Annotated in this window: 28 protein-coding genes; 20 read left to right on the top strand and 8 right to left on the bottom strand. The window is 58.3% G+C overall.

Annotated elements, in window-relative coordinates; genetic code table 11:
* Window positions 1-26: 26 nt before the first annotated feature.
* Window positions 27-608, top strand: coding sequence for an FMN-dependent NADH-azoreductase (locus AC2FNN_RS03345; RefSeq protein ID WP_496756578.1), 582 nt, complete (start codon window positions 27-29; stop codon window positions 606-608).
* 70 nt (window positions 609-678) lie between these two features.
* A complete protein-coding gene (locus AC2FNN_RS03340) occupies window positions 679-1,416 on the top strand; it encodes an aspartate/glutamate racemase family protein (RefSeq protein ID WP_496756577.1) in 738 nt (245 codons plus the stop codon).
* Here AC2FNN_RS03340 and AC2FNN_RS03335 read toward each other — a convergent pair whose 3' ends face one another.
* Entirely contained in the window at window positions 1,417-1,947 is a 531-nt protein-coding gene (locus AC2FNN_RS03335; protein WP_496756576.1) for a prolyl-tRNA synthetase associated domain-containing protein, read from the bottom strand. It abuts the gene before it with no gap.
* Between the two features lie 280 nt (window positions 1,948-2,227).
* Here AC2FNN_RS03335 and AC2FNN_RS03330 point away from each other — a divergent pair, with 280 nt between their 5' ends.
* Window positions 2,228-2,752: a hypothetical protein gene (locus tag AC2FNN_RS03330; RefSeq protein WP_496756575.1), complete on the top strand. Its 525-nt coding sequence runs from the start codon at window positions 2,228-2,230 to the stop codon at window positions 2,750-2,752.
* Here the strand turns inward: AC2FNN_RS03330 and AC2FNN_RS03325 are convergent.
* Complete coding sequence (locus AC2FNN_RS03325; protein ID WP_496756573.1) at window positions 2,749-3,636, bottom strand: sulfotransferase domain-containing protein; 888 nt, start codon at window positions 3,634-3,636, stop codon at window positions 2,749-2,751. The genes AC2FNN_RS03330 and AC2FNN_RS03325 overlap by 4 nt on opposite strands.
* Window positions 3,637-3,887: 251 nt before the next feature.
* Between AC2FNN_RS03325 and ffh the strand changes: the two genes are divergently transcribed.
* The 11 genes from ffh (at window position 3,888) to AC2FNN_RS03270 (ending at window position 11,254) form a co-directional block, all read left to right on the top strand.
* Complete coding sequence (gene ffh / locus AC2FNN_RS03320) at window positions 3,888-5,396, top strand: signal recognition particle protein (protein ID WP_496756572.1); 1,509 nt, start codon at window positions 3,888-3,890, stop codon at window positions 5,394-5,396.
* Window positions 5,393-5,950: a GNAT family N-acetyltransferase gene (locus AC2FNN_RS03315; protein WP_496756571.1), complete on the top strand. Its 558-nt coding sequence runs from the start codon at window positions 5,393-5,395 to the stop codon at window positions 5,948-5,950. Before ffh ends, AC2FNN_RS03315 begins: the two co-directional genes overlap by 4 nt.
* Complete coding sequence (locus AC2FNN_RS03310; RefSeq protein WP_496756570.1) at window positions 5,947-6,498, top strand: GNAT family N-acetyltransferase; 552 nt, start codon at window positions 5,947-5,949, stop codon at window positions 6,496-6,498. Before AC2FNN_RS03315 ends, AC2FNN_RS03310 begins: the two co-directional genes overlap by 4 nt.
* On the top strand, window positions 6,495-7,034 hold the full coding sequence (locus tag AC2FNN_RS03305) for a GNAT family N-acetyltransferase (RefSeq protein ID WP_496756569.1): 540 nt from the start codon (window positions 6,495-6,497) through the stop codon (window positions 7,032-7,034). The genes AC2FNN_RS03310 and AC2FNN_RS03305 overlap by 4 nt, the downstream gene beginning before the upstream one ends.
* Complete coding sequence (locus AC2FNN_RS03300) at window positions 7,031-7,327, top strand: chorismate mutase (RefSeq protein WP_496756568.1); 297 nt, start codon at window positions 7,031-7,033, stop codon at window positions 7,325-7,327. The genes AC2FNN_RS03305 and AC2FNN_RS03300 overlap by 4 nt, the downstream gene beginning before the upstream one ends.
* Before the next feature lie 71 nt (window positions 7,328-7,398).
* Window positions 7,399-7,788 (top strand): 30S ribosomal protein S16, encoded by a 390-nt coding sequence (gene rpsP, locus AC2FNN_RS03295; RefSeq protein WP_010437590.1) that lies wholly within the window; start codon window positions 7,399-7,401, stop codon window positions 7,786-7,788.
* A gap of 12 nt (window positions 7,789-7,800) precedes the next feature.
* Window positions 7,801-8,436, top strand: a complete 636-nt coding sequence (bluB, locus tag AC2FNN_RS03290) for a 5,6-dimethylbenzimidazole synthase (protein ID WP_496756567.1) — start codon at window positions 7,801-7,803, stop codon at window positions 8,434-8,436.
* Window positions 8,437-8,584: 148 nt separating this feature from the next.
* Window positions 8,585-9,088 carry a ribosome maturation factor RimM gene (gene rimM / locus AC2FNN_RS03285; RefSeq protein WP_496756566.1) on the top strand — a complete coding sequence of 168 codons (504 nt, stop codon included), beginning with the start codon at window positions 8,585-8,587 and terminating at the stop codon, window positions 9,086-9,088.
* Window positions 9,088-9,903, top strand: a complete 816-nt coding sequence (locus tag AC2FNN_RS03280; RefSeq protein WP_496756565.1) for a hypothetical protein — start codon at window positions 9,088-9,090, stop codon at window positions 9,901-9,903. The genes rimM and AC2FNN_RS03280 overlap by 1 nt, the downstream gene beginning before the upstream one ends.
* A complete protein-coding gene (gene trmD, locus AC2FNN_RS03275; protein WP_496756564.1) occupies window positions 9,900-10,709 on the top strand; it encodes a tRNA (guanosine(37)-N1)-methyltransferase TrmD in 810 nt (269 codons plus the stop codon). The genes AC2FNN_RS03280 and trmD overlap by 4 nt, the downstream gene beginning before the upstream one ends.
* A 134-nt stretch (window positions 10,710-10,843) precedes the next feature.
* On the top strand, window positions 10,844-11,254 hold the full coding sequence (locus AC2FNN_RS03270; RefSeq protein WP_496756562.1) for a hypothetical protein: 411 nt from the start codon (window positions 10,844-10,846) through the stop codon (window positions 11,252-11,254).
* 11 nt (window positions 11,255-11,265) lie between these two features.
* On the opposite strand, the gene AC2FNN_RS03265 is transcribed toward AC2FNN_RS03270, so the two are convergent.
* Window positions 11,266-12,066 (bottom strand): glycoside hydrolase family 25 protein, encoded by an 801-nt coding sequence (locus AC2FNN_RS03265; protein ID WP_496756561.1) that lies wholly within the window; start codon window positions 12,064-12,066, stop codon window positions 11,266-11,268.
* A gap of 370 nt (window positions 12,067-12,436) precedes the next feature.
* Here AC2FNN_RS03265 and rplS point away from each other — a divergent pair, with 370 nt between their 5' ends.
* The 3 genes from rplS (at window position 12,437) to AC2FNN_RS03250 (ending at window position 13,455) form a co-directional block, all read left to right on the top strand.
* On the top strand, window positions 12,437-12,820 hold the full coding sequence (gene rplS / locus AC2FNN_RS03260) for a 50S ribosomal protein L19 (RefSeq protein ID WP_152457026.1): 384 nt from the start codon (window positions 12,437-12,439) through the stop codon (window positions 12,818-12,820).
* A gap of 11 nt (window positions 12,821-12,831) precedes the next feature.
* Window positions 12,832-13,053 (top strand): 50S ribosomal protein L31, encoded by a 222-nt coding sequence (gene rpmE / locus AC2FNN_RS03255; protein ID WP_480679567.1) that lies wholly within the window; start codon window positions 12,832-12,834, stop codon window positions 13,051-13,053.
* A gap of 174 nt (window positions 13,054-13,227) precedes the next feature.
* Window positions 13,228-13,455: a hypothetical protein gene (locus AC2FNN_RS03250; protein ID WP_496756560.1), complete on the top strand. Its 228-nt coding sequence runs from the start codon at window positions 13,228-13,230 to the stop codon at window positions 13,453-13,455.
* On the opposite strand, the gene AC2FNN_RS03245 is transcribed toward AC2FNN_RS03250, so the two are convergent.
* Window positions 13,452-15,059, bottom strand: coding sequence for an MFS transporter (locus AC2FNN_RS03245; protein ID WP_496756558.1), 1,608 nt, complete (start codon window positions 15,057-15,059; stop codon window positions 13,452-13,454). The two genes, AC2FNN_RS03250 and AC2FNN_RS03245, sit on opposite strands and share 4 nt — an antisense overlap.
* A 77-nt stretch (window positions 15,060-15,136) precedes the next feature.
* On the bottom strand, window positions 15,137-16,024 hold the full coding sequence (locus AC2FNN_RS03240) for an AEC family transporter (protein ID WP_496756556.1): 888 nt from the start codon (window positions 16,022-16,024) through the stop codon (window positions 15,137-15,139).
* Window positions 16,025-16,241: 217 nt separating this feature from the next.
* Here AC2FNN_RS03240 and AC2FNN_RS03235 point away from each other — a divergent pair, with 217 nt between their 5' ends.
* On the top strand, window positions 16,242-17,051 hold the full coding sequence (locus AC2FNN_RS03235; protein ID WP_152457022.1) for a division plane positioning ATPase MipZ: 810 nt from the start codon (window positions 16,242-16,244) through the stop codon (window positions 17,049-17,051).
* Between the two features lie 336 nt (window positions 17,052-17,387).
* Here the strand turns inward: AC2FNN_RS03235 and AC2FNN_RS03230 are convergent, their stop codons facing one another.
* Window positions 17,388-19,097, bottom strand: coding sequence for a tetratricopeptide repeat protein (locus AC2FNN_RS03230; protein ID WP_496756554.1), 1,710 nt, complete (start codon window positions 19,095-19,097; stop codon window positions 17,388-17,390).
* A gap of 305 nt (window positions 19,098-19,402) precedes the next feature.
* On the opposite strand from AC2FNN_RS03230, the gene AC2FNN_RS03225 reads away from it, so the two are divergent.
* Complete coding sequence (locus AC2FNN_RS03225; RefSeq protein ID WP_496756553.1) at window positions 19,403-21,457, top strand: alkyl/aryl-sulfatase; 2,055 nt, start codon at window positions 19,403-19,405, stop codon at window positions 21,455-21,457.
* 285 nt (window positions 21,458-21,742) lie between these two features.
* Here AC2FNN_RS03225 and AC2FNN_RS03220 read toward each other — a convergent pair whose 3' ends face one another.
* Both AC2FNN_RS03220 and AC2FNN_RS03215 read right to left on the bottom strand, forming a co-directional pair.
* A complete protein-coding gene (locus AC2FNN_RS03220) occupies window positions 21,743-22,993 on the bottom strand; it encodes an adenylate/guanylate cyclase domain-containing protein (protein WP_496756674.1) in 1,251 nt (416 codons plus the stop codon).
* Between the two features lie 60 nt (window positions 22,994-23,053).
* Window positions 23,054-23,506 carry a MarR family winged helix-turn-helix transcriptional regulator gene (locus AC2FNN_RS03215; RefSeq protein WP_496756551.1) on the bottom strand — a complete coding sequence of 151 codons (453 nt, stop codon included), beginning with the start codon at window positions 23,504-23,506 and terminating at the stop codon, window positions 23,054-23,056.
* A gap of 57 nt (window positions 23,507-23,563) precedes the next feature.
* Between AC2FNN_RS03215 and hmgA the strand changes: the two genes are divergently transcribed.
* On the top strand, window positions 23,564-24,919 hold the full coding sequence (hmgA, locus tag AC2FNN_RS03210) for a homogentisate 1,2-dioxygenase (RefSeq protein WP_496756550.1): 1,356 nt from the start codon (window positions 23,564-23,566) through the stop codon (window positions 24,917-24,919).
* The last annotated feature ends 100 nt before the right edge of the window (window positions 24,920-25,019 follow it).

Genomic DNA, 25,019 nt, shown 5'->3' with positions numbered 1-25,019 from the left:
TTCCCCTGACCGAAAGGACCAAAACAATGACCAAAACGATCCTTCACATCGACTCATCCGCCCGCCGCGTGAACTCGACCACGCGCGATCTGTCTGACCGTGTGGTCAAGCAACTGGGCGCAGACCGCATCATCCGCCGCGATCTGGCCACCCCCCTGCCCTTGCTGACAGAAGACTGGATTGCCGCCAATTTCACCCCCGCCGAGCAGCGCGACGATGTACAACGCGACCGGCTGACCCTGTCGGACGAACTGGTTTCCGAACTGCAAGACGCCGACACCATCGTCATCGGCCTGCCGATCTACAACTTTTCGGTGCCTGCCGCATTCAAGGCCTGGATCGACCTCGTGGCGCGCGCGGGCCTGACCTTTTCCTACACGGAAAACGGCCCCAAAGGCCTGCTGGAAGGGAAACGTGCCATTCTGGCCATCGCATCGGGCGGTGTTCCTGTCGGATCCGAAGCGGATTTCGCCACCAATTACGCGCGCCACGTTCTGGGTTTCATCGGCATTCATGACGTCGATGTCATTGCCGCGGACCAGATGGCCGTGAACCCGGATGCGGCGTTGGAAAATGCCCACAAGGCCGTTGCGGAGCTTGCAGCCTGATCGCCTCTGGCCAACGAGCATGGAAACGTCCAGTCTGCCAGATAGCAAACAGGCAGACTGGATGGGCCACATGAAGAAAATCGGCATTCTGGGCGGTGTGGGCTGGGCCTCGACCGTCGATTACTACCGGGCGATTGCCGAAGGGGCCGGGCGTTATCACGCGGAACGCGGCCATGGTTCGCCTTTGCCGATCCCACCGATGACCATCGAATCCGTTACGCAGGCCAGAACGCGCGCCCTGCGCGGCGTCGCCGGTGATGAGGCAAGCTGGGCGGGTTTTGACGCGGTGTTCCGCGACGCCCTGCTGACTCTGGAACATGCCGGCTGCGATTTTGGCATTATCGCGTCCAACACCCCTCATGCGCGGCTTCACGCGATACGGCAGGGTGTCTCGATGCCGATTCTCAGCATCTTTGACGCAACCGCCGAGGCGACGGCAGGTACCGGCGCATCACGGGCTCTGGTCCTTGGAACAACAGTGACGATGCAGGCCACCAACTATGCGAAACGTTTGGCCGCCGAAGGCATTGCCGCGAATGAACGGTTGCCCGAACCCGAGATTTCCCAGATGCAGGCCATGATCGACAGTGATTTCTATGGTGGTGCAACCGACACGGCCCGCGCCCGACTGTTGGCGTTTTGCGACAAGCACGCCAGCCCCGGAACCGCGATCCTGCTGGCCTGTACCGAGCTTCCACTGGCTTTCCCGAACCACCTGGACGATCCGGTGTTCGAAGCTGACGGGCATCTGTTCGTCAACCCGTCAGCCGCGCATGTTGCCGCCGCATTGAAAGAGGCGCTGATGTAATCAGGGCAACCAAGTGACCGCGCAGCCGATGCGATCGAAAAAGGCCATCATGTCGGCCCGCGGCAGGGCCACGGTGCGGTCGTTGACAAGGGGGTGCATGTAAATCAATTCGGCCTGCTGCGCCGCCGCATCCATGAAGAACCTGACATCATTCTGAACACCGTTGATCATCGCCAGCGGGCTGACCGCGCCGGGGCGTATGCCCAGGTTCTGAAACAGCCGGTCCGCCGAGCCGAAGGACAGGTTGCCAATGCCCAACTCAGCCCCCAAAGCTTTGAGATCAATCTCGCGACTTTGCTCCAAAGTCACCAGATAGTTGCGCTTTTTCTTGTCGCGCAGATACAGGTTCTTGACCCGCAGCGCGTTCTCTCCGGGTGTCATGAACTGGTCTTCGACCGCCTTTGCATCCTCGACCGTACGCAACGGCAGATGGGTATGCAGGCGATAGGTCAGCCCCCAATCTCCCATCTGCGCCAGCAATGCGTCCGAACTCAGCGGCAACGTGTCCTGAAAGGTTGATGTAGCGTCCATGAAGTCCTCGTTTTTTGGGATTGCTCATCGCGCAACAAAGCTTGGAATTCAAGCGCGAGACATACAATTGCCCGAGTGATACCCGCCCGAATGAAAATCGCGCGCATCTCACTGGCGCAGTCAGCGTCTGGCTTGCCGAGCATGGCCTTGCCCCCGCCAACCACACTGCCCGAGATCAAGGACGGTGCTGTCCTGGCCCTGCGCGTTTCAACCTGTTTTCACGCAAGACGGTTTAAAATCAAACTGGAACGGGGTGTTGGAACGGTGCTAGCGTACCGCCATGAAAGTGACCCGAGACACCCCGAACCAACTGATCATCGCCAATACGCCCTGGTTCATCGGTATCACGCTGATCATTTTCATTCTGGCCTTTGTCGGCCCCGGTATTTTTCTGATGAGCACGGGCGGCGAAGGCATCTGGTTCGGCCTGATCTTCGCCCTTGGCGGAGGCGGTCTTGGGTTTGGTGCGTTTTGTGTTTTCGTAAGACGGGTTCAGGTCATTTTGGATCGGAACAAGGACAGTATACTGATCCGCCGCCAATCCGTTTTCGGTTATGAAGTGGTTGAACACAAATTGTCCAACCTGTCCCACGCAGAAATCGAAAGCACGACATCCCGTGGCAAAAACGGCAACTCGACGCTGTATCGCCCGGTCCTTGTTCTTGAGAAAGGCATGAGTGCGGGTCGCCATCCGATTGTCGAAGCGTTTTCCAGCGGCTCCGGCTCTCACCGGTTGGCCGAGGCGGTGAATGACTGGCTTCCATCGAAGCCTGACCAAGACCGTCGTGACGTCGGGGCGAATTAAGACGCCAGGCCGCGTTCCAGCCACAAGCGTTCTTCGGGTGAAACCAGCCGGGACATGCAGGCGTCATATCGTGCCATGTCCTGCTCGGTCAGCTTGCCTTCCCACTTGTTGCTTGTGCCCGAGGAGAAGAACCGCGCATAGTCGTGAAAACCACTGGTGAATCCGGGGGTTTGCTCCAGACGCATGGCATTGTTCTTCATCGATCCGAAACTGCCGGCCTCGGCTATGTCCTTGACCAGGTCCGGGTCAATTTCGATGTCCATGATCCGTGCAAGCCGCGCGACCTGTCCTGTAAGATCCCGGCTGAGCTCGGCATAGTGCAGAAAATGGATATTGGGCAGGTCTCGATACATCCAAAAGGAATGGAAGTGATGAAGGATCGATCTTAGCGTCAGGTCATCTGTGCCCTTGGACGACGCGGGCCGGTTCAAAAACATGTCGAAAGCTTCCGACAGATCGTCGGGGAACAGGTAATCAAGCCAGTCATGCTTCATATTCTCGACATGGCGGCGCATTGAAAAATGAACGTCAACCGGATGGCGGTGAACAACCAGATATTGCGCATTTGGCGAGAACACGATGCCATCAAGCGGGGTATGTGTCTTGATACAGCGCCGATGGCCTTGCGCGCTCAGTTCATCCGCCTGCGCGACCCGATCGCGAAAGTTGCAATCAAGCCACGGTGAGACCCTGTTGTCGTACACGCCGGGGTCGGCCGTTTCGGTGATGAGCATGCGCACCAGTGTTTGCGTCCAGGTGGTGCCGCATTTGGGCGGTGTGCACACAAAGACGTCGCTGGGCCGTATCTCGAATCCAGACCAGATATCGGTGTTGGTGACCTCGCCGACATAGTCGGTCGTCTTTCGCGGCAGACCATTCTTCATTGCCCCCTCCCCCGGCTTCATTCACGCAGAATAGCCCGCAATGTGGCACTCATATAGCTTATCTTGACTCACGCGGCCCAGAGGCGTAGATGATCGCCCAACATCCGGAAGCCTTTCGATCTTCCGGTCCCTTGAGTCGTTCAGGGATCGCCCCCCACCAGCGAGTTTCGCCCGTGGGGGCGTTTGTGCATTGACCCGCCTGCCCCTATCTAAGGGGCGCCAAATGAAAACCGGCTAAGGAGGCCGAAGGCATGTTTGAAAATCTATCCGAACGCCTTTCCGGCGTCTTTGATCGGCTGACCAAACAAGGCGCGCTGTCCGAGGAAGACGTCAAAACCGCGCTGCGCGAGGTTCGGGTTGCCCTGCTTGAGGCAGACGTCTCGCTGCCGGTGGCGCGCGCCTTCGTCAAAAAGGTACAGGAACAGGCGACCGGCCAGGCGGTGACCAAGTCGATCACGCCCGGCCAGCAGGTCGTCAAGATCGTGCATGACGCGCTGGTCGATACCCTGCGTGGCGAGGAAGACCCCGGTAAGCTGAAGATCGACAACCCGCCTGCCCCGATCCTGATGGTCGGCTTGCAAGGCTCGGGTAAGACGACCACCACCGGTAAGCTCGCCAAACGTCTGAAAGAGAAAGAGGGCAAAAAGGTCCTGATGGCCTCGCTCGACGTCTATCGCCCGGCGGCGATGGATCAGCTGGCGGTTCTGGGCACGCAGGTTGGCGTCGATACGCTGCCGATCGTTCCCGGCCAGAAGCCCGTCGACATCGCCAAACGCGCCAAGCAGCAGGCGACGCTGGGTGGTTATGACGTCTATATGCTCGACACCGCGGGCCGTCTACATATCGACGAAGTCCTGATGGACGAGGTCGAGCAGGTTCGCAACGCGGTTGATCCGCGCGAAACCCTGCTGGTGGTCGATGGCCTGACTGGTCAGGTCGCTGTTGAGGTGGCCGAAGAGTTCGACGCCAAGGTCGGCATCTCGGGCGTGGTTCTGACCCGGATGGACGGTGACGGCCGTGGCGGTGCGGCACTGTCGATGCGCGCGGTCACCGGCAAGCCGATCCGCTTTGTCGGTCTGGGCGAGAAGATGGATGCGCTCGAAACCTTCGAACCGGACCGGATTGCCGGTCGTATTCTGGGCATGGGCGACATTGTTGCCCTGGTCGAAAAGGCCCAGGAAACGATGGAGATGGAACAGACCGAGCGCATGATGAAGCGCATGGTCAAAGGTCAGTTCAATATGAACGACCTGAAAATGCAGCTGGAGCAGATGATCCAGATGGGCGGCATGCAGGGCATGATGGGCATGATGCCCGGCATGAACAAGATGGCCAAGCAGATGGATCAGGCCGGTCTGGACGACAAGATCCTGCGCCAGCAGATCGCCATGATCCAGTCGATGACCAAACGCGAACGCGCCAATCCGCAGCTGCTGCAGGCGAGCCGTAAAAAACGGATTGCCGCCGGTTCCGGGATGGAAGTCAGCGACCTCAACAAGCTGCTCAAGATGCACCGACAGATGTCGGACATGATGAAAAAGATGGGCAAGATGGGCAAAGGCAAGATGCTGAAACAGGCCATGAAGGGCATGTTCGGCAAGGGCGGCCCCAGCCCCGAGGAAATGGCCGCAGGCATGGACCCCAAGGCGCTGGAACAGGCGGCCAAGGCGATGGGTGGCAAAATGCCCGGCGGCCTGCCCGGTTTGGGCGGTGGCATGGGCTTGCCCCCGGGGCTGAGCGGGTTTGGAAAGAAAAAGTGACACCAGCACGCTGCACCCAGCCCCCGTCCGGAAAGGCGGCGATGGCAGCAGCGCAGTATCGCGCGGCCCTGCCGGTCATTCAGACCCGGCGGCTGGTTCTGCGTGCGCCCACTCTGGACGACCTGCCGGTTTGGACCTCGATCTGCAAGGACAGCTTTGGCGATACCGAGCAGGAAGCTTGGACCGAGTTTTCCTATTATACTGCGGGCTGGCTATTGCATGGTCACGGCCTGTTCACGGTCACGCTCAAAGGAAAAGACCAGGCCATTGGCTTCGTTGTCCTGGGCTTGGAATGGGACGATCACGAACCGGAACTTGGCTATATGTTCGGCGCTGAACACCAGATGCAGGGCTATGCCACCGAAGCTTGCGCCGCCGTGCGTGATTTCGGATTTGACCTGCTCGGATCGGGGCAGTTCGTAAGCTATGTCTCGCAATCCAACGCCCGTTCGAACGCGCTTGCCCAACGACTGGGCGCAGCGCGTGATGCCGATGCAGAAAGCGCCTTTGGACCAACCCAGCATGTCTGGCGCTACCGCGAGGTGCAGGCATGACATTCGCGATGCCGATCCCGACGCTGGAAACCGAACGCCTGATCCTGCGCGCGCCGTCCGAGGCCGATGTCGACGCGGACACTGCCTTCTTTGCAAGCGATGCGGCCAAGTTCGTCGGCGGCCCTCTGCGCAGGGATGAGGTATGGCGGGTGGTCGCCTCGCTGCTGGGGCACTGGGCCTTGCGCGGCTATGGGTATTGGAGCGTCGATGAAAAAGACACCGGCACCTATGTCGGGCGGATCGGGCTTTGGTTTCCCGAAGGCTGGCCGGAACCCGAGGTTGGCTGGACCCTGTTGAACCACGCCACCGGAAAGGGCTATGCGACCGAGGCCGCGCTGACTGCACGCGCCTACGCCTATGATGTATTGGGCTGGGAAACCGCGATCTCACTGATCGACCTGGACAATCATGCCAGCAAGGCCGTGGCCAAGCGTCTGGGCGCGCAGTTCGAACATTACTATGACCACCCCAAGTTCGGAAAATCCGAAATCTGGCGGCACCCGGCGCCCTCGGATCTGGTGAATGGTGGAATGGAGGCGTACGCATGACCTCTTTCACCATCCCCACGATCGAAACCGAACGCCTGACCCTGCGCGCGCCGCATCCGGATGATCTGCCCGCGATGACCGCATTCTTCGCGACCGAGCGCAGCCATATGGTCGGCGGCCCCAAGGACGCGCTGGAAAGCTGGAACTCTCTGTCGAACCGGCTGGGTCACTGGGCGCTGCGGGGTTATGGCCTGTGGCACCTGACCGAAAAGGCCAGCAGCACATTCGTCGGCTGGGCCGGAATGATCTATGTGCCGGGCTGGGCCGAACCGGAACTGGGTTGGACCCTGATGGAAGAAGCCGAAGGTAAGGGGCTGGCCTTTGAAGCCGCATCGGCCGCGCGTGACCATGCCGCCCGGCATCAGGACCTGAACGGCGTGATCTCATACATCGCCCATGCAAATGATCGTTCCCGCGCTTTGGCTGAACGGCTTGGTGCAACACTGGAGCTTGAGAATGCCGAACTTCTGGGCAAGCACGCTCAGATCTGGCGCCATCCGCAGATTGACTTGACCACCGAAAGGACCGGCCAATGACCAACCCCGTGACACAGGCTGCCACGCTGTTGAAAGAGCATCGCGAAAGCATCGACCGACTGGACGCGATCCTGGTCTATACGCTTGGCGAGCGGTTCAAACACACGCAGGCCGTTGGCAAGCTCAAGGCCGAACACGACCTTCCCCCGTCCGATCCCACGCGCGAAGCTGCGCAGATCGCACGGTTAGAAGACCTGGCGACTGAGGCCGATCTGGACCCCGATTTCGCCAAGGCTTTCCTGAATTTCATCATTCAGGAAGTCATCCGACACCACCGGAAGCATCAAGAGTGAACCTCCGGTTCAACAAACACCAGAACGAACCGGCACCCACGCCGGATACGCCATTCAAAGGAGATACCACCATGGCAATGAAAATTCGTCTCGCCCGCGGCGGCTCGAAAAAACGTCCCTTCTATCGCATTGTTGCGGCTGACAGCCGTATGCCACGCGATGGCCGTTTCATCGAGAAACTGGGCACCTACAACCCGCTGCTGCCGAAAGACAGCGAAGAGCGCGTGAAAATGAACATGGAGCGCATCCAGTACTGGCTGGACCAGGGCGCACAGCCCACCGACCGTATCGCGCGCATGCTGGAAGCTGCTGGTGCCCGTGACAAGGCCGAGCGCAACAACCCCAACAAGGGAACTCCGGGCAAGAAAGCCCAGGAGCGCGCCGAAGAGAAAGCCGCCAAGGCCGCTGAAGCAGCCGAAGCCGCTGCTGCTCCGGCTGAAGAAGCAGCTGCAGAAGAATAAGCAGGCGCACGCGTGCGGGATCACCCCTTTACAGACGATTTTCGCACGCAGTTCGACCTGTTGTTGCGGCTCCGGCGCGATGTGCGCCGGTTCCGCGGCGACGCGATTGACGAGGCAGTGCTGGCGCGCTGCCTCGACGCATTTCGACTGGCCCCTTCGGTGGGGCTCAGCGAACCTTGGCGCGTAATCCGCGTCGAAAGCGAAGCGGCAAGGGCCGCAGCGCTGAAGAATTTTCGCACCGCCAATGACCACGCTTTGGCGGGCTACTCAGGTGACAAGGCGCAGCTATACAGCAGCCTGAAGCTTTCCGGGATGCAGGAAGCACCTGTGCAACTGGCCGTCTTCTGCGACGACAGCACCGAAAAAGGGCTGGGACTTGGCGCTGGCACGATGCCCGAGATGCGGCGCTACTCTGTCGTGTCCGCGATCACTTTGTTCTGGCTTGCACTTCGGGTGGAAGGGCTGGGGCTGGGCTGGGTTTCAATTCTGGACCCCGACCAGATGGCGCGCGATCTGAATGTTCCCGAAACCTGGCGTCTGATCGGCTATTTCTGTGTCGGCCGGCCGGAACAGATGTCGGATACACCTGAACTGGAACAGGTCGGCTGGGAAACCCGGGCGCAGGACCTGACGATCGAAACACGGTAAGACCTCATGTTCGGATTGATACGACTTCCCATTCTGCTTCTGATCGCCTTTATTGTGGGCGTGTTTTTCGAGCGCAACAACCAGCGCGAAGCCTGCAACGGGCTTGGCGAATGGAGAAACGGGATATGTTTGACGACTGGGGCAGCCAATGAGTGATCTGATCTGCGTCGGCAGCGTTTCGGGGGCTTACGGTGTGCGAGGCGAGGTGAGGCTGAAAAGCTTTTGCGCCGTTCCCGAAGATATCGAGACCTATTCGCCGCTGACCGATGAAGCGGGCAAAGAGCGTTACCCGGTGGTATTGACGCGCACCATCAAGAACGGATTCGCGGCCCGCCTTGGTGGCGTTGAAACCAAGGAACAGGCGGATGCCCTGAATGGGTTGCGCCTTTATGCAAGGCGCGATCAGCTGCCTTCGCTCCCCGATGATGAGTTCTACCACAACGACCTGATCGGGCTGGACGTCTATGACACCGGAGGCACCCTGCTGGGCAAGGTCAAATCGGTGCAGAACCACGGGGCCGCAGACTTGTTGGAATTGCACGGGCCGGGTTTGAAAACCACCGTTTTGCTGCCCTTCACGATGCAGGTTGTACCCACGGTGGATCTGGAACAAGGCCGTATCGTGGCCGACCCGCCCGAAGGCCTGATCTGATGCGTCGGGTCCTGCTGCATCTGGGCCTGCACAAGACAGGTATGACCGCAGCACAGTCCTTTCTGTATCAAAACCGGGAATTGATCTGGCCGCGTTATTCGCTGGTTCTTCCGTATAAAACCCGCAAGCTGGGGCTGAGCGAAGCAGCCACACGCCATTCGATCTATCGTCTGGATGCGACTCTGGCAGTGTTTGGTGGCCAGATGCGCGAATTCCTCGACAGTCTGGATTTCGGAACACGTCGCGGGCTGATCCTGAGCGAAGAGAATTTACTGGGCCTGCGCCCCAGCAGAAACAAAAGCGAAGGTTATGGGGCTGCGCCGGAACTGGCGAATACCCTGGTCAGCGTGGTGCGCCGCCGTTTCGTAGGGCAGGAAGTGGATATTGCTGTATACCTGTCCTTACGCCAGCGCGATCAATGGTTGCGCAGCCTCTGGGCACATGATTTGCAGAAATCACGCATCGTGCAGGATTTGGACGCCTTTTCTTCCGACCTTGCCCATCTGCCATCCCTTCAGGAAACCGCTGATGCCGTCCGGAATCGGTTGCCATCCGTCACGGTCAGAACGGAGTGGACGGAGGCGTTGCAGAACCACCGCCTTGGTGCAGGCGCGCCGTTGGCCGAATTTCTGAACCTGCCACCCGAGCTTTCGTCGCAGCTTGTCCGGCCTGCACATGGCACGCCAACATTTTCAGACGATGTTCTTCAGGAAATCCTGGCGCTGAATCGATCCTCGCTGGACGACGCCGCCATGATCACCCAGAAGAAAGCTCTGATTCAATCCGCACAGAACGAACTGGCCCGCCAGACATGACAGAGAAACCCAGCAGATCCCATGGCCGCAAGGCGATCCGTCCTGCCCTAAAACCACGCGAGCTGATGACGCCGAGCCCTGACCTGCACGGGGTCTGGAAAGCCAAGATCATCACTTTGTTCCCGTCCGCCTTCCCCGGTGTTCTGGGCGAAAGCCTGACAGGCAAGGCCTTGCAGGAGGGGCTTTGGCAACTGGAAACTGTGGATCTGCGACAGTTCGGTATAGGCAAACATCGCAACGTTGATGACACCCCGGCCGGGGGTGGCGCCGGCATGGTTCTGCGGGCGGATGTTCTGGGTGACGCGATCGAACATGCGATGGCAGGCGTTCAAGGGAACTGGCCGCTGATCTACCTCAGCCCGCGCGGGCGTCGAATGGACCAGCGCATGATGCAGAATCTTGCCCGTTGTGACGGCATGACCCTTCTGTGCGGTCGTTTTGAAGGCGTGGACGAGCGCGTTTTGGAACATTATGGCGTGCAAGAGGTGTCGTTGGGTGATTTCGTCATGACCGGCGGCGAAATCGCGGCACAAGCCCTGATCGATGCCACGGTACGGCTGATCCCCGGAGTGCTTGGAAATCAGGCTTCGACGGAAGAAGAAAGTTTTGCCTCGGGTTTGCTGGAGCACCCCCAGTATACCCGCCCCGCAGATTGGAAAGGGCGCCCGATCCCCGAGGTTCTGATGTCGGGCCATCATGGCCGGATCGCGGAATGGCGGCATAAAATGGCACAAGACATCACGCGCGAACGGCGTCCTGATATCTGGGCAGATTATGTCAAAGCCACATCAGAATCCCAGGACTAGACCCGCTCGTTGTGGCCGGGATGCCTCAGTTTCGATGTTTGTCAGAATGCCATTTGAAGTTGAACGCACCTGAACTTATTCACCTCCAGGTCCCATAGTTTTTTTGGGTAACAAGAAGTGAAATAGAAGGCATTATGAAAAAGTTATTGCTTGGCGCGTTACTGGTTGCCTCCGCCTGTACCACCAAACCGCTTGGGATGTCGGTTCCGACGCAAGCCGGTCACAATCTGCACTCTGCGAAGGTTGCCGTTGTTTCCTGTTCTCAGGAAGCTGACGAGGGCGGCAACAGCGCCGTAATCGGCGGTTATGCAACCAATATCCTGCTTTGGGGCATCATCATCGGGCCTGCGGTCACCGCGCCATTTCAGGACGAGCTGCGTCAACAGGGCGAAATCGATCAGGTTGATCGCTGCCTGCGCGCACGTGGTTTCGAGCGGCGCGAACTGACCGCGGGTGAATCGTTCTGGGTGCGCAACGCCTTCGGTGATGAACGCGAACGGCGGCTGGACCACCTGGTCGGGGGCGGCACTATCGAAACCTACTGAACAGCCAAAAACTAGCGGCGCGCTTTCCAGCTGGCCCAAATCTCTGGAGTGCCGTTGAACGTGTTGATGTCCACCCTGCCCTGAACCCCCGGCACCAGCCCGGTGCCGGTGTATTGCCAAAACCGCCAGACCGTGCGGGGATAGACCTGACGCGGATGGCCCGCGACGGAACGCAACCAGAACTCGGTTTTGGGCAAACGCCCGATATCCGTATCCGCAAAGAAATCCACCGTCGTATAGACGATGGGACGCCGGCCATAATGCCGTTCGAGAATGTCCAGAAAGCGCTGCGCTTCGGCGCGAACGGTTCTGCCATCGGGCCGCAACGTGCAGGTCTTGGAATGCGGCGTCCACTCCATGTCAAGCACATGCGGCAGGTCAGCCCCTTTCGGGACGTTCTGGATGAACCAACGCGCCTGTTCCCGGGCCGATCGGCAGAAATAATAGTAATGATAAGCCCCCCACGGCACGCCCGCCGCCTGAGCACCGCGCCTGTGGTCGTCGAACATCGGATCCGCCACATCGCCGCCTTCGGTTGCTTTCAGAAACGCAAAGCTTACGCCCGAAGCTTTGGCCTTGCGCCAGTCTATCGGTCCCTGCCAGCGCGAGACGTCAAGCCCGTGGATCGGATACAGGCCGGGGTGGCGGCCCTCCCAGTCATGCGGATCGGCGTCACCAAAATCAGGATAGATTACGGACGGTGCTGTCCTGTCCACGCCCGGCGTGGGCTCCACGACCTGCGGTTTCGGGCCGCCGCGCCCGCACGACATAAGCAAAGCGGCTGCAATCGTCAGCATAAGTGCAATTCGCATCATGGGGTCCTGTCTGAAATTTCTGCTCTTTCAATTTCCTTCAGAATGCCTGATCTGAGCGCTGTGGCAACGGTGGGATTTTCGAAAGGCGGATTCCCACTGCTACGCCATACGATTTGTTCTTGATCCCGGCACACAATACCCTTAAACGACCGCAATCCGGTGCCGCATTCTGCGACTCCGGTGTTTTGGTTTGATACTCGGCTAAAAGCCCGGCTTTCTTCGGCGGGGATGTGTCAGATCAAACCAGACCAAAGGAACATTCGATCTGACCTCTGGCGGGCTGTACGCAGGACCCGGTGAAGACCAAGAGCTCTCAGGCCGTGCCCAAACTTCGTGGGCCAACCACGAGCATATAGGAGTACCTGCGATGGATCTTATCGCACAGCTTGAGGCGGAACAGATTGCCGCCCTGGGGAAAGACATCCCCGACTTCAAGGCCGGTGACACCATTCGTGTCGGCTATAAGGTGACCGAAGGGTCGCGCACCCGTGTGCAGAACTACGAAGGCGTCTGCATCGCGCGCAACAACGGCAATGGCATTGCCGGTTCGTTCACCGTTCGCAAGATTTCGTTTGGCGAAGGCGTGGAGCGTGTGTTCCCGCTGTATTCGACCAACATCGACAGCATCACCGTTGTCCGCCGTGGCCGCGTTCGTCGCGCCAAACTGTACTATCTGCGCACCCGCCGCGGTAAATCCGCGCGTATCGCAGAGGTCACGAACTACAAGCCCAAGGCTGGCGCCGAAGCGTAAGGAACGGAAAGATGAAAAAAGACATCCATCCCGATTATCACTTCATCGACGTCAAAATGACCGATGGCACCGTGGTTCAGATGAAATCCACCTGGGGCAGCGAAGGCGACCAGTTGGCTCTGGAAATCGACCCCTCCGTGCACCCTGCATGGACTGGTGGTTCGTCGCGCCTGATGGACGCCGGCGGCCGCGTGTCGAAGTTCAAAAAGAAATACGAAGGTCTGGGCTTCTAAGTCTGACTGGTTTCGATTTCGAAAGGCCGTCCCTTGGGGGCGGCCTTTTTTTTGGAAGCTTCCATGTGTCTTATGGACGCGAAACCGGACTAACCGAACAAGATGCGTTTTGGCAAAGGCCCAGGGATGCTACACTCCGGTTGACCAACGCTCAGCTTCCACGGAGATCCGGACATGCCCCAGTACAATGACATGATCGAGCTTTCAGTCGATGATATGGATCTGATTGAAACGGCATTGCGCGACTCGATCGCTTCGTTGTCACATGCTGCTTCGGGTGAACCAGAGGACAGCAAGACCGACCGGGAAGACACGTTGCGGCGCATTCACGAACTTCTGGGCAAGCTACACGATCAGAAGGTCTTCTTTCGCCCGCAGAAAGGGGTTTACCTCGGCGGTTAGGGGCTTGGTTGTCGCGGATTGCGGGTCAATTCCGCCGCACTGTGCACAGGGGGAACCGGCCCGCGCAACAACATCAGCGCCAGCGTCATTCCGGCCAGTGCCGCAATCGCGGCAACCAACATGGCATTGTCAAAGGCGTTGTCCTGCACATCCCGCAGGGCCTTCGCCAATGTATCTCCCGCAGTCGGATCCATCCCTGAGATCAATTGCTGTATCTGGTTCGGCGTTCCATGTGTCAGCGCATGGGCCAGATCCTCACGCTGGGTTGACCCGGCAGGCAACGCGTCGATCACCTCGGACAGACCTCGGCGTCTGGTAATCGCTTCAGCCAGACCGCCCACCACGGCACCAAGGGTTGCTCCGAAATAGAGACAGGCGTTGATGACCCCAGAACCCTGCCCCACATGCTGCTCGGGCAGCAGGCGCAGGCCCAGACGTGGCAACAGCGAAAAGCAGATGCCCAACCCGACACCGACGATCAGCAGCTTCCACCAGATTTCCGAAAACTGCGTTGTGTTCGCGGTTGTCATCAGCAGCAGGAACCCGCAGGCCATCGCCCCCAGGCCAATGGCGATCGGCCATTGAAAGCTGTAGGGGGCAAGAAAGCGGGGGGCGGTGACCGAGATGACAAACATGCTGAGGCTGAGCGGCATGATCGCCAGACCCGCACCGATGGACGAATACCCAAAAGCATCGGGCGATTGGACGAATGTATTGAAATAGACGAAGAAGCAGAACAGCGTGAATCCGGTAAAGAACATCCCTGCCGCGGCCATCAGATAACGCGGATGGCGAAAGTATCGCAGCTCGATCAACGGGTCGTCGCTGCGGCGGGATACGATGACAAGCGCAATTGTCGACACGGCTGCCACGCCCAGGGGCACCAGTGTCAGGGGCGAAGTCCACCCGCCGCTTTCCCCGTTGCTGAGTGCAAAGGACAATGGCCCGAGGAAAAACAGAATAGCAACGGCCCCCGCATAATCGAACTTTGCCCCGGCAAGACGGGTATCGGGAACGTATCTCCGTTTGCTGACATGCAGCCCGATGGCAAAGGCCACAGCCAGCAGAACCAGGTCGGCTGCAAAAACCGCGCGCCAGCTGACATAATGGCTGAAAGCGCCTCCGACGATGGGCCCGACACCGATCGCCAGACCGACAATCGCCCCCCAGATGCCGGTTACGCTGGCGCGCTGCTCTTCGGGCGTGGCCGCCGTCAACAGTGACAGGGACGTGCCGAACAAAGCAGCCGCGCCCGCGCCTTGCGCACCGCGCCCGATGAGCAGCATGGCCCCGTCCTGCGCCAACAGGGCAAAGGCGGACCCGATTGCAAAGACAATCATGCCGAAAAAGAACACGCCCATCTTGCCGGTAATGTCACCCAGCCGGCTGACGATGCAGACAAGCGTGGCGCTGGTCACGGAATACGTGGCCATCACCCATTGCAAACCTGACGGGGTCAAATCGAATTCGGCCCTGAGATTGGGCAATATGGTGGTCACAGCAGTGGTGTTGAATCCCACGACCATCATGCAGATGGCCGTCATGGCCAGCACCACGCGAGCGCGGGACTGCGGAGAAACACGTGCCGAGCTCTCATCGCCCATAAAACACCTACTGACCAAGATTGTTGACTACAATCATTATCAGTTTAACGATTTCTGGCCCTGCGCATAGGGTTGCGTCAAATCCAGTAAGACAGCGCAACGGGAAGCACCAGCACAGTGCTGAGCGTCGAGACAAGAATGAACCCCGCCACATCCGGCCCGTATTCCGGAACATGCTGGTCGATAAACAGATAAGTCGCCACGGAAGAAGGCATCAGGCAGCACAGGATCAGCGCACCCCGCTGCGTTCCCGTGAAACCAAACAACCAGATCAGAACACTGGCAATTGCAACGGCCATCGCCAGATGCAGGGCCGTCAGCAGAACCGCGCGACCCAGGCTTTTCACACGCAGCGTCGCGAGCGTATGCCCCAGGGTCAGCAGCATGAGCGGGATCGACAATCCACCCAAGATGTCAAAGGACTTTGCGACCGGTTGCGGCAGGCTTTGCCCTGTTGCCATCAGGATCAGGGCGAGGCCCACGGCGTAGATAATCGGGGATGTCGCCAGTTTCCCGGGCGAGAATTCTCCGGCCGGGATCCACATGCCGACGGTAAAGATGCTGATCAGCACAACCACCACGAAAGCCATGGTATAGGCCATACCTGCATCGCCCAGCGCCAGCAAAGTGATTGGCAGGCCGATATTGCCGACATTCCCGTGCATCAACGGCGTCAGAAATGCCCTCACCGGCAAGCGAAGAACCTTGAGCCCGACATACCCCAACACCCCGAAACCGGCCACCGCAAGGGCAGCGGCGGTCATCATGTCAAGAAACGTGCCCACGGCCAGTTTGGTGCTCGACAGATGAGAAATGATCAATGTCGGATAGCCGACTTTTGAGACGATCCCGCCAATGACCTTGTTGTCGAAAGGCGCCTGAATCACGGCAAGAACATAGCCAATACCAGCGCAAATCAGGACAGGCAGAACCACGTTCAAAACATTCAGGAACAGGTGCTCCAAGCAAAAAACTCCTTGCCGAAACCGTTTGTCGACAGTGAATCACAGCCATTGCAATGGCAAGCGCCCTGTGTAAACCGTGCACGGCGTTGGGTTTTCCCGATTAGAGTCTGATATTGCCCGAAAGCGCCGCTTGAGGTTCTTTCCTTCGCCGCCGACACAACATATAGTGGCTGACAACAACGTGTAGTGAAACACGGCGGGACTTGGGAATACAAGCATGGCACATATCATTGTGGTCGGGAACGAAAAGGGTGGCGCAGGCAAATCGACCGTGTCGATGCATGTGGCGACCGCGCTGGCCCGATTGGGACACAAGGTCAGCACATTGGATCTGGACCTGCGTCAGCGCAGTCTGGGGCGATACTTCGAGAACCGCAACAACTTCCTCAAAAGCTCGGACCTGACCCTGCCCAGCCCGCGCCATCACGACCTGCCCGAGATCGATGCCGCAACGTTGAAACCGGGCGAGAACATCTATGACCATCGCCTGTCTGCTGCCGTATCCCAACTGGAAAGCGACAGCGACTTTATTCTGATCGACTGCCCGGGGTCTCACACCCGTCTGAGTCAGGTGGCGCATTCGCTGGCCGACACGCTGATCACCCCGTTGAACGACAGCTTCATTGACTTCGACCTTTTGGCGCGGATCGACTCGAAGGGAGAGAAGATCCTTGGCCCGTCGGTCTATTCCGAAATGGTCTGGAACGCTCGTCAACTGCGGGCACAGGCGGGGCTGAAGCCGATCGACTGGGTCGTTGTCCGCAACCGGGTCGGTACGCAGCGCATGGTCAACAAGGAAAAGATGCAGCGCGCGATCGAGATGCTGTCGCAGCGCATCGGCTTTCGGGTCGCCTCGGGCTTTTCCGAGCGGGTTATCTTCCGCGAACTGTTCCCGCGCGGCCTGACCCTGCTGGACCTGAAGGACATCGGCGTCAAACAGCTGAACATCTCGAACATCGCAGCCCGGCAGGAACTGCGTGACATGATGAAAGAGCTGAACCTGCCGGGTGTGGAGATTGATTTCTGATCAGCTGTCCCGGCGACCGCCATGCCGACAAAGTGAGCTGCGCGGTGGCTGAGCGTCACGCTGCTCGCTCCGGCCTGGCCCGCGAGGCGATGTCTATCTCATGATGTGCAGTACGTTTCGCGTTGGATGCTCGGACTGCATTTCCCGGATCGCCTGGCGAAGGGATCTTCGAGAGCGGGCTTTGTCGGTGGCCGGATGCGGTGAAAGCACGGGCGGTCAGTTGCGGCTGAACTTCGGCGACGTGACGGTCGGGCCCGCCGCCGACACCTCGGCACGGCTCGGGGGCGGCGGCATTCAGAATTCCCGGCTTCGAAGATTTCCTTCGGACAGATGTCGTCAAGCTTCGGCTTGCAGGCCGGCTTTGCGAAGACTGTTCATCAGTTTCCTCTGAAACGAGTCATCCAATTGCCAGATTGACAAAATGTCCCGCGCCTTTGATGCAAAATCTGGCTGTAGCGCCCGCAGTTCCTTCAATGACGCCTGGGCCGCTTCTTGACGCCCCAACTCACCATTCAAGGCAGCCCCCCAAAGATGCGTCCAAAAGAAGTTCGGCATGTCGATCTGATCCAGAATTGTCAGGGCCTGCTGGTGGTTTCCCTGATCGAACTCATAAAAGACACGCGGGAAATGATACCAGTGCGGATGGACCGGGTTCAGGGAGATGGCCCGTTCCACGAAGGTCAGCCCTTCGTCCCATTCGCCACTGAAGGCCAATCTCATTCCGTAATGCGCCAGAACGGCCGTGTCATTCGGGCTCAGATCAATTGCGACCTGACCCGCCTGGCGAAACCCCTGAATATCGCCAAGAACAAAGCGCATGTTGGCCAGCATCAAATGCCCGGCAGCCAAATTTGGATCAATCTCCACAGCCCGACGCGCAGCCGCATCCGCGGCGGCAAAAAGCTCTTGGCGGTCTCCGCCAAGACTAAACCGGACTTGCTGAAGATACAGGTTGGACAGTACTGCCCACGCTTCGGCATAGTCGGGGTTTTGTTCAAGCGCTCTCAGGATACAGGCCTTGATTGCGTGGTGCCGATCAAGATCGATTGTGACCTGGTAGTTGTAGTAACTCAATACGCAGTCAAGGGCATCACGGTTTCCGGGCGGGGTGCGCGCCGCCTTCTTCATCGCGTCTTGCGTAAGAACACCGTATTTACCCGCAAGTTTTCCGATCACATCCTGTATGATCATGTCTTGCGCGCCATAGATGTCGCTGGGTGAGCTGCCAACCTTGTATTCGTGAACCCAGATGTAGCGCTGGCTCTTGAGGTCTATGAGACGGGCAGACAATTCTACCGTGTCGCCCATGTCCATGACACTGCCTTCCAGCGCGAAATCCGCGTCGAACTCTGCGCGCAAAGCGTGTGAATCCGTGCCGCCTTGCGAAAATCTCCGCACACTGCCCAAAGGGAGAACCCAAATATCACGAAACCGGACCAACTCGCTGGTCAGTTGCTGTGTAATGCCATCGGCGAAATAGCTCGGCCCCTCACCCAGAGTGTCGAATGGCAGTACCGCGACCACAGGACCCTGCGGCAACGGTTGAACCGAGAGCTGAGCCGTTCTTGTGGGCGATGCAAAAAAAGAAACCCAGATCAAAGCGCAAAGCATCAAAGCCCCGAAAACAGCCAATCCAGCCCTGAAAAATCGCCGGGGGCCGAAGACGGAAACATGAGGGGGCGCAGGCTGTGCCGGTACTGGTTCCGCCGGAGGGGCAACGCTTTCAAACCTTGGGGCATAGCCCCCCTTGGGAATGGTCAATCGAATGGGATCTGATCGGCCGGGCCCGGCATAGTAGCCGTCGATATCTTGACGCAGTCGCCTGGCTTCAAGCCTGACAATCGGATCAATTTGCTGATCGAAAGTTTCATCCCGGCCGAAAACGGACATGGCGATGGACACGCCTTTGATTTGGTCCGCGCGCCCGGCCAGATACTCATCCACGATATAAGACAGAAACGCGCGGCGCTGGGGTGTGGCGGAGAAATCGTGATGCTTCAGAAGACGGTGCAACTGCGCCCGAATGTCATTTTCCGATATGCCCACCTGAAGAACCCCGGTCCCGCAAAAAGTTACTACAAATCAAACACTCAGAGAGCTTTGGGAACGTTCATACATGGGATTGAACTCGGGTGGCAACATGTTCGCACTTCACTGATCTTTTTCTCAGGTTAGCAGGAACGTGCAGTTTGCCACGCAGGCAGGCGCCGGAGCCTCAAGGAAGTGGCATTTGTGTTCAAAACAGAAACCGTCCCGTGCGGACGGTCTGATTTTCCCTAGTGGTGTGGTTTTATTGCTGCTTCCTTGTCGCTTTCGTTATTTGCATTCAACTCGACAGGAACCGTTTGAACATGGCACGCCGACATACACTTTTGTTCTCTACCGCACTTTCGATTTTGACGGCTGGTGCCGGGGTCGCGCAGGATCACTTTGACCCCAAGGGCAAGATACCATCGAAATTCACGGTCGAATTTCAGGAGCAGATGCGTGGCTCTTTGCCTTTCGAAGATCAGCGCGATTTTGAAGAAAGCCGCAAGGGTCTGATCGCGGTTCCCGACTATCGCCAGATCAAAACCGAAGACGGCACCGTCGCCTGGGATATCGGCAGCTATGATTTCCTGCTGGAAGAGGGTCAGGAGTTCGACTCGATCCACCCGTCGCTGCAGCGTCAGGCGATCCTGAACATGAACTATGGTCTGTTCGAGATTCTGGACGACAAAATCTATCAGGTCCGCGGTTTCGACCTGTCGAACATCTCGTTCATCCGGGGCGATACCGGCTGGATCATCTTTGATCCGCTGGCTTCGAAAGAAACTGCCGCTGCCGCGTTGAAGCTGTTGAACGACACGGTAGGCGAACTGCCGGTCAAGGCGGTTGTCTATTCGCACTCACATGCCGACCATTACGGCGGTGTCCGTGGTGTCATCACCGATGAAGATGTGGCCAATGGGGTCGAGGTCATCGCACCTGAAGGCTTTATGGAACACGCCGTGTCCGAGAACGTCTATGCCGGCAACGTGATGAACCGCCGTCTGTTCTTCCAATATGGTGTACTGCTGCCGCGCGATCCGCATGGTCATGTGGATCAGTCGATCGGCAAGAACATCTCGGCCGGAACCACCGGCCTGATCGAGCCGACCCGCTATGTCTCGGACGATTATGAAGAGATCACCATCGACGGTGTGCGCATGATCTTCCAGAATACGCCCGGCACCGAAGCCCCTGCCGAGATGAACACCTACTTCCCCGACCTCAAGGCGTTCTGGGCTGCGGAAAACATCACCGGCACAATCCACAACATCTATACCCTGCGCGGCGCGCTGGTCCGCGATGCGCTCAGCTGGTCGAAGCATATCAACGACGCGCTTTATGAGTTCGGGCAGGACGCTGAGTTGATGTTCGCCTCACATTCCTGGCCGCGTTTCGGCAATGATCGCATTCAAGAGGTCATGCGTGCACAGCGCGACACCTACGCCAACCTCAACAACGGAGTGTTGAATCTGGCCAACAAGGGTGTGACCATCAATGAGGTCCATAATGTCTATGAGGTCCCCGAAAGTCTTCGGCAGCAATGGGCCGCGCGCAGCTATCATGGCTCGGTCGAACATAACAGCCGGGCAGTGATCAACCGGTATCTTGGGTATTGGGATGCGAACCCCACCACCTTGACGCCTCTGTCACCCAAGGACAGCGCACCACTGTATGTCGAGATGATGGGCGGTGCCGATCCGATCCTGTCGAAGGGGCAGGACTTGATTGACGCGGGGCAATACTTGCACGCAACCGAGATCCTGAACAAACTGGTCTATGCCGAACCGGAAAATCAGCAAGCCAAGGACCTGCTGGCTGATGCGTTTGAACAGATCGGCTATCAAAAAGAAAGCCCTTCGGTTCGCAACTCGTTCCTTGGTGCCGCTTACGAATTGCGCAACGGCATCCCGCAAGGTGCAACCATCGAAACCACCGGCCCTGACACGATCCGGGCGATGGAAACCTCAATGTGGCTTGATTTCATAGCCATCCGCGTCAACAGCGAAAAAGCGGCGGGTATGGAATTCACGATCAACCTGTCGATTCCGGACCGGGATGAAAACATCGTAGTTGAAATGAGCAACGCCACGCTGACCCACATCGTTGATCGAAAGGTACCCGACGCAGACCTGTCGATCGTCTTGAACAGAGCAGATCTGGAAAAAGTCATGACCGGAGAGAGCAAGCTTGTCGATATGCTGGCGGACGGAACCGCCCAATCCGAGGGCAACACCGATGTTGTGGCGCAATTGGCTTCGACTCTGGACCAGTTTGATCTTGGGTTCGAGTTGATGCCCGGAACCGGAGCCGCGGACCTGACACCGCCAGCCAATGACTTTGCCCAGCCGCCGCTGGCGAACTCAAACGGAGGCTGAGTTCTTCATGGATTGAAACTGGCAAAACCCAAGTCGGCATGGATTCATGGCAGCAGGAAGAAAGCTGGCAAAACCCAAAACCGGCTTGGGTCACCTTTTCCGGCAGATATCAGAATTATGTGAGGTTCTGTCGTTTGTCCCCGGTGCAGCATCGGTGGATCTGGGTTCGAAACAGATACTGGCTCAAATCCACACCATACGCGATTATCCGATCAATCCCGGCGGGTTAAAGGCGTTCCATCGCGTCTTTCAGCTTCGGCACCGCTGTAAGGAATAGCCGCAGTTTCACTTGGTTTCCGATGGCCCGCCGGGGCTGTATACCGTAAACAGCTCTTTCGGTTCATTCACGCCGCGCAGCATGTAACGGCCGACCGAGACAAGCTCTTGCGCGCAGGGCTGTGCAGCGCGGGCGACATCGTCCGAGATCAGGATCCTCTGACCCAAAGACCGGTGCATTCCCGCAATGCGGGCGGCCTGGTTGACAGCCGGGCCGATCACGGTGAAGTCCAGCCGCGTCTCGGACCCGATATTGCCATAGAGAATCTCGCCCGAATGCAAGGCCAGCGTATAGTTGGCCACCGGCAGACCTTGCGCGCGGCGCCTTGCGTTCAGTTCATCCATGCGGGACTGCAACAAGGGCACGGCATCAAGCGCGGCACGGGCGTCTTCGTCGATCTCTCCGACATCGAACATTGCCATCAGCCCGTCACCCATGAATTTCAGGATGTTGCCGCCCTTGTCATGCACCACACCCACGGCGACGGCCAGATAGTCGTTCAGCATGTCGATGATCTCATGCCCCGGCAGGTCTTCGGACAGCGTGGTGAATCCTTCGAGGTCGAAATTCCAGATCACCGCATCGATTTGCTGCAAAGACCCGCGCCGAATTTCACCCGACAGAACCCGGCGACCGGCATCCCGCCCCAGGTAGACCCGCATCAGATCCTTGGCCAGATCCTGGTTCTTGGCGGATTTGAGCGCCAGCCCTAAATGCGGCAGTACAGTTTGTATTCGGTTCAGATCGCTGTCTTCGAATCCGTTCGGCGCGTCGCTGGTCCAGGACATCAGAACACCGTCGCTGACCTTTTTCGTGCCGGAGGGGCGCAGTTGATCGGCCCCTTCATATGACAGGCCCGTGGCATAATAATCGGTCGCTCCGATCTCACGCAGCTCATTCAGCAGGGGAAATCGACTGGGTTCGTTATGATCGACCAGTTTGACCCGGATTTCATTCAGATCATCGTTCAGCAGCGCATAAAGCGGGCTTTGCTGCCAAACTTCGCTGGGCGTTTCCGTGTATTCAAACTTCTCGGATTCACCGCCCGTGCCATTGTACCAGCTGTATCCGGTGCCGCCGTAAACCGGATGCAGGGCCGACTGCGCCGCGTGAAAGCGCATCAACGGAATACCCATATCCACCAATCGGGTACAAAACCCTTCCAACAGCTCTTCCTGCCCGGCGCCCTCCAGCCCCTTGCTGACCAGCCATTCGATCAGAGAATGTGTGAAAACTGAAGCGGAATCTGGCAAGGTCATTTCGTTGTCCGTATCAAGCATGATCCCCATTTGGGGGCGCGCCGCATCAATTGCCATAGGTCAGTCCAAACCGGACAACCTTTGCAGCATCTGACGCAGCAACGCGGCCTCTTCCGGTTTGAACAGTCCCGACAATTTGGCATCATAATTGGCAGCAACGCCGCGCAGGTCACGATACACAGCCTGCCCTGCTGGTGTTAGTGTCAGCCATTCCGCCCGCCGATCCGCTTCGTCCCGTGCACGCTTCAGGTACCGACGCTCTTCCAGTTTGGCGACTGCACGGCTGATTTTTGTTTTGTGCATTCTGGCACGCGCGCCGATTTCCTTGGCAGTCATCTCGCCAAACAGCCCCAGATGGAACAATACCCGCCATTCAGTTCTGAGCATCCCATAGCGGCCCTTGTAAACTGCCTGAAACTCAAGCGAGGCGCGCTCGGCTGCCTGGTTCAGCAGGAAGGGCAGAAAATTTTGCAGGAAAAAGTCATCATTTTTTTCAGATTCGTCTTGTGTCATGCTTGTTAGTTACAAAATCAACTATTAACCGACAAGCAGCAAACGGAGGAAAACGCAATGAATCGTCCGACTGATCCGCACACGCTGACACAGGCTGCGACGCCTGTCGGAACTCATGCAGGCTATATGCCAGGCTTTGGGAACGACTTTGAAACCGAGGCGCTGCCCGAGGCGCTGCCGCAGGGGATGAACAGCCCGCAACGGTGCAACTATGGTCTTTACGGAGAGCAGCTGAGCGGCACGGCTTTTACCGCCAACCCGCCTGAGCGCACCTGGTGCTATCGCATTCGCCCGTCCGTAAAGCATTCGCACCGTTATGAAAAAATCGATCTGCCCTACTGGAAATCGGCCCCCTGCATCGACCCGGATGTGATCAGCCTGGGCCAGTATCGCTGGGATCCCATCCCGCACTCCGATGAAGGTCTGAACTGGATGACGGGTATGCGGACCATGACGACCGCAGGTGACGTGAACACACAGGTCGGAATGGCAAGCCACATCTATCTGGTCACCGAATCCATGGTCGATGACTATTTCTTCTCGGCTGATTCCGAATTGCTGGTTGTGCCTCAGGAAGGGCGCCTGCGATTTGCGACAGAACTGGGAATCATCGATCTGGAGCCCAAGGAAATCGCGATCATTCCACGCGGATTGCTGTACCGGGTCGAGGTTCTGGAAGGCCCTGCGCGCGGCTTTGTCTGCGAGAATTACGGTCAGAAATTTGAACTGCCGGGTCGCGGACCAATCGGGGCCAACTGCATGGCCAATCCGCGCGATTTCAAGGCTCCGGTCGCTGCCTATGAGGATCGTGAAGCCCCGTCGACCGTGACGATCAAATGGTGTGGCCAGTTCCACACCACAAAAATCGGGCACAGCCCCCTGGATGTGGTGGCGTGGCACGGCAATTATGCACCCTACAAATACGATCTGCGCAACTATTGCCCGGTTGGCGCGATCCTGTTTGACCACCCCGACCCGTCGATCTTTACCGTTCTGACGGCTCCTTCCGGCCAGCCCGGTACGGCCAATATCGACTTTGTCCTGTTCCGTGAACGCTGGATGGTGATGGAAGACACGTTCCGCCCCCCGTGGTACCACAAGAACATCATGTCCGAGCTGATGGGAAACATCTACGGCCAGTACGACGCGAAACCGCAGGGCTTTGTTCCCGGCGGCACAAGCCTGCACAACATGATGATCCCGCATGGCCCCGACAGGGAAGCCTTCGATAAGGCGTCATACTCCAACCTGGGGCCGGACAAGCTGGACCAGACAATGTCGTTCATGTTCGAAACCCGCTTCCCGCAGCACCTGACCCCGTTTGCCGCCACCGAAGCGCCGTTGCAGGATGACTACATCGACTGCTGGACATCGCTTGAGAAGAAGTTCGATGGGACACCGGGCAAGAAATGAGCCACCCATTGGTTCAGTTTCATTGCCGTCGTCCTGCCCGCGCTGAATACGCCGGAGTTGAACCGGTTGCCGAACCAACACGCCTCGGCAACCGGTGTGC

The organism is Ruegeria sp. BHSA118 (assembly GCF_059613405.1).
This window is presented reverse-complemented; position numbering and strand designations above follow the sequence as displayed.

What these genes read in the sequence shown, in the direction of transcription:
- ffh (WP_496756572.1), top strand. Translation starts at nt 3,888, where the DNA reads ATGTTTGAAAATCTATCCGAACGCCTTTCCGGCGTCTTTGATCGGCTG.
- rpmE (WP_480679567.1), top strand. Translation starts at nt 12,832, where the DNA reads ATGAAAAAAGACATCCATCCCGATTATCACTTCATCGACGTCAAAATG.
- AC2FNN_RS03225 (WP_496756553.1), top strand. Translation starts at nt 19,403, where the DNA reads ATGGCACGCCGACATACACTTTTGTTCTCTACCGCACTTTCGATTTTG.
- rpsP (WP_010437590.1), top strand. Translation starts at nt 7,399, where the DNA reads ATGGCAATGAAAATTCGTCTCGCCCGCGGCGGCTCGAAAAAACGTCCC.
- AC2FNN_RS03305 (WP_496756569.1), top strand. Translation starts at nt 6,495, where the DNA reads ATGACCTCTTTCACCATCCCCACGATCGAAACCGAACGCCTGACCCTG.
- trmD (WP_496756564.1), top strand. Translation starts at nt 9,900, where the DNA reads ATGACAGAGAAACCCAGCAGATCCCATGGCCGCAAGGCGATCCGTCCT.
- AC2FNN_RS03265 (WP_496756561.1), bottom strand. Translation starts at nt 12,066, where the DNA reads ATGCGAATTGCACTTATGCTGACGATTGCAGCCGCTTTGCTTATGTCG.
- AC2FNN_RS03245 (WP_496756558.1), bottom strand. Translation starts at nt 15,059, where the DNA reads ATGGGCGATGAGAGCTCGGCACGTGTTTCTCCGCAGTCCCGCGCTCGC.
- AC2FNN_RS03345 (WP_496756578.1), top strand. Translation starts at nt 27, where the DNA reads ATGACCAAAACGATCCTTCACATCGACTCATCCGCCCGCCGCGTGAAC.
- AC2FNN_RS03280 (WP_496756565.1), top strand. Translation starts at nt 9,088, where the DNA reads ATGCGTCGGGTCCTGCTGCATCTGGGCCTGCACAAGACAGGTATGACC.
- AC2FNN_RS03250 (WP_496756560.1), top strand. Translation starts at nt 13,228, where the DNA reads ATGCCCCAGTACAATGACATGATCGAGCTTTCAGTCGATGATATGGAT.
- AC2FNN_RS03335 (WP_496756576.1), bottom strand. Translation starts at nt 1,947, where the DNA reads ATGGACGCTACATCAACCTTTCAGGACACGTTGCCGCTGAGTTCGGAC.
- AC2FNN_RS03220 (WP_496756674.1), bottom strand. Translation starts at nt 22,993, where the DNA reads ATGACCTTGCCAGATTCCGCTTCAGTTTTCACACATTCTCTGATCGAA.
- AC2FNN_RS03270 (WP_496756562.1), top strand. Translation starts at nt 10,844, where the DNA reads ATGAAAAAGTTATTGCTTGGCGCGTTACTGGTTGCCTCCGCCTGTACC.
- AC2FNN_RS03300 (WP_496756568.1), top strand. Translation starts at nt 7,031, where the DNA reads ATGACCAACCCCGTGACACAGGCTGCCACGCTGTTGAAAGAGCATCGC.
- AC2FNN_RS03215 (WP_496756551.1), bottom strand. Translation starts at nt 23,506, where the DNA reads ATGACACAAGACGAATCTGAAAAAAATGATGACTTTTTCCTGCAAAAT.
- AC2FNN_RS03330 (WP_496756575.1), top strand. Translation starts at nt 2,228, where the DNA reads ATGAAAGTGACCCGAGACACCCCGAACCAACTGATCATCGCCAATACG.
- AC2FNN_RS03310 (WP_496756570.1), top strand. Translation starts at nt 5,947, where the DNA reads ATGACATTCGCGATGCCGATCCCGACGCTGGAAACCGAACGCCTGATC.
- AC2FNN_RS03325 (WP_496756573.1), bottom strand. Translation starts at nt 3,636, where the DNA reads ATGAAGAATGGTCTGCCGCGAAAGACGACCGACTATGTCGGCGAGGTC.
- AC2FNN_RS03235 (WP_152457022.1), top strand. Translation starts at nt 16,242, where the DNA reads ATGGCACATATCATTGTGGTCGGGAACGAAAAGGGTGGCGCAGGCAAA.
- rplS (WP_152457026.1), top strand. Translation starts at nt 12,437, where the DNA reads ATGGATCTTATCGCACAGCTTGAGGCGGAACAGATTGCCGCCCTGGGG.
- rimM (WP_496756566.1), top strand. Translation starts at nt 8,585, where the DNA reads ATGAGTGATCTGATCTGCGTCGGCAGCGTTTCGGGGGCTTACGGTGTG.
- hmgA (WP_496756550.1), top strand. Translation starts at nt 23,564, where the DNA reads ATGAATCGTCCGACTGATCCGCACACGCTGACACAGGCTGCGACGCCT.
- AC2FNN_RS03340 (WP_496756577.1), top strand. Translation starts at nt 679, where the DNA reads ATGAAGAAAATCGGCATTCTGGGCGGTGTGGGCTGGGCCTCGACCGTC.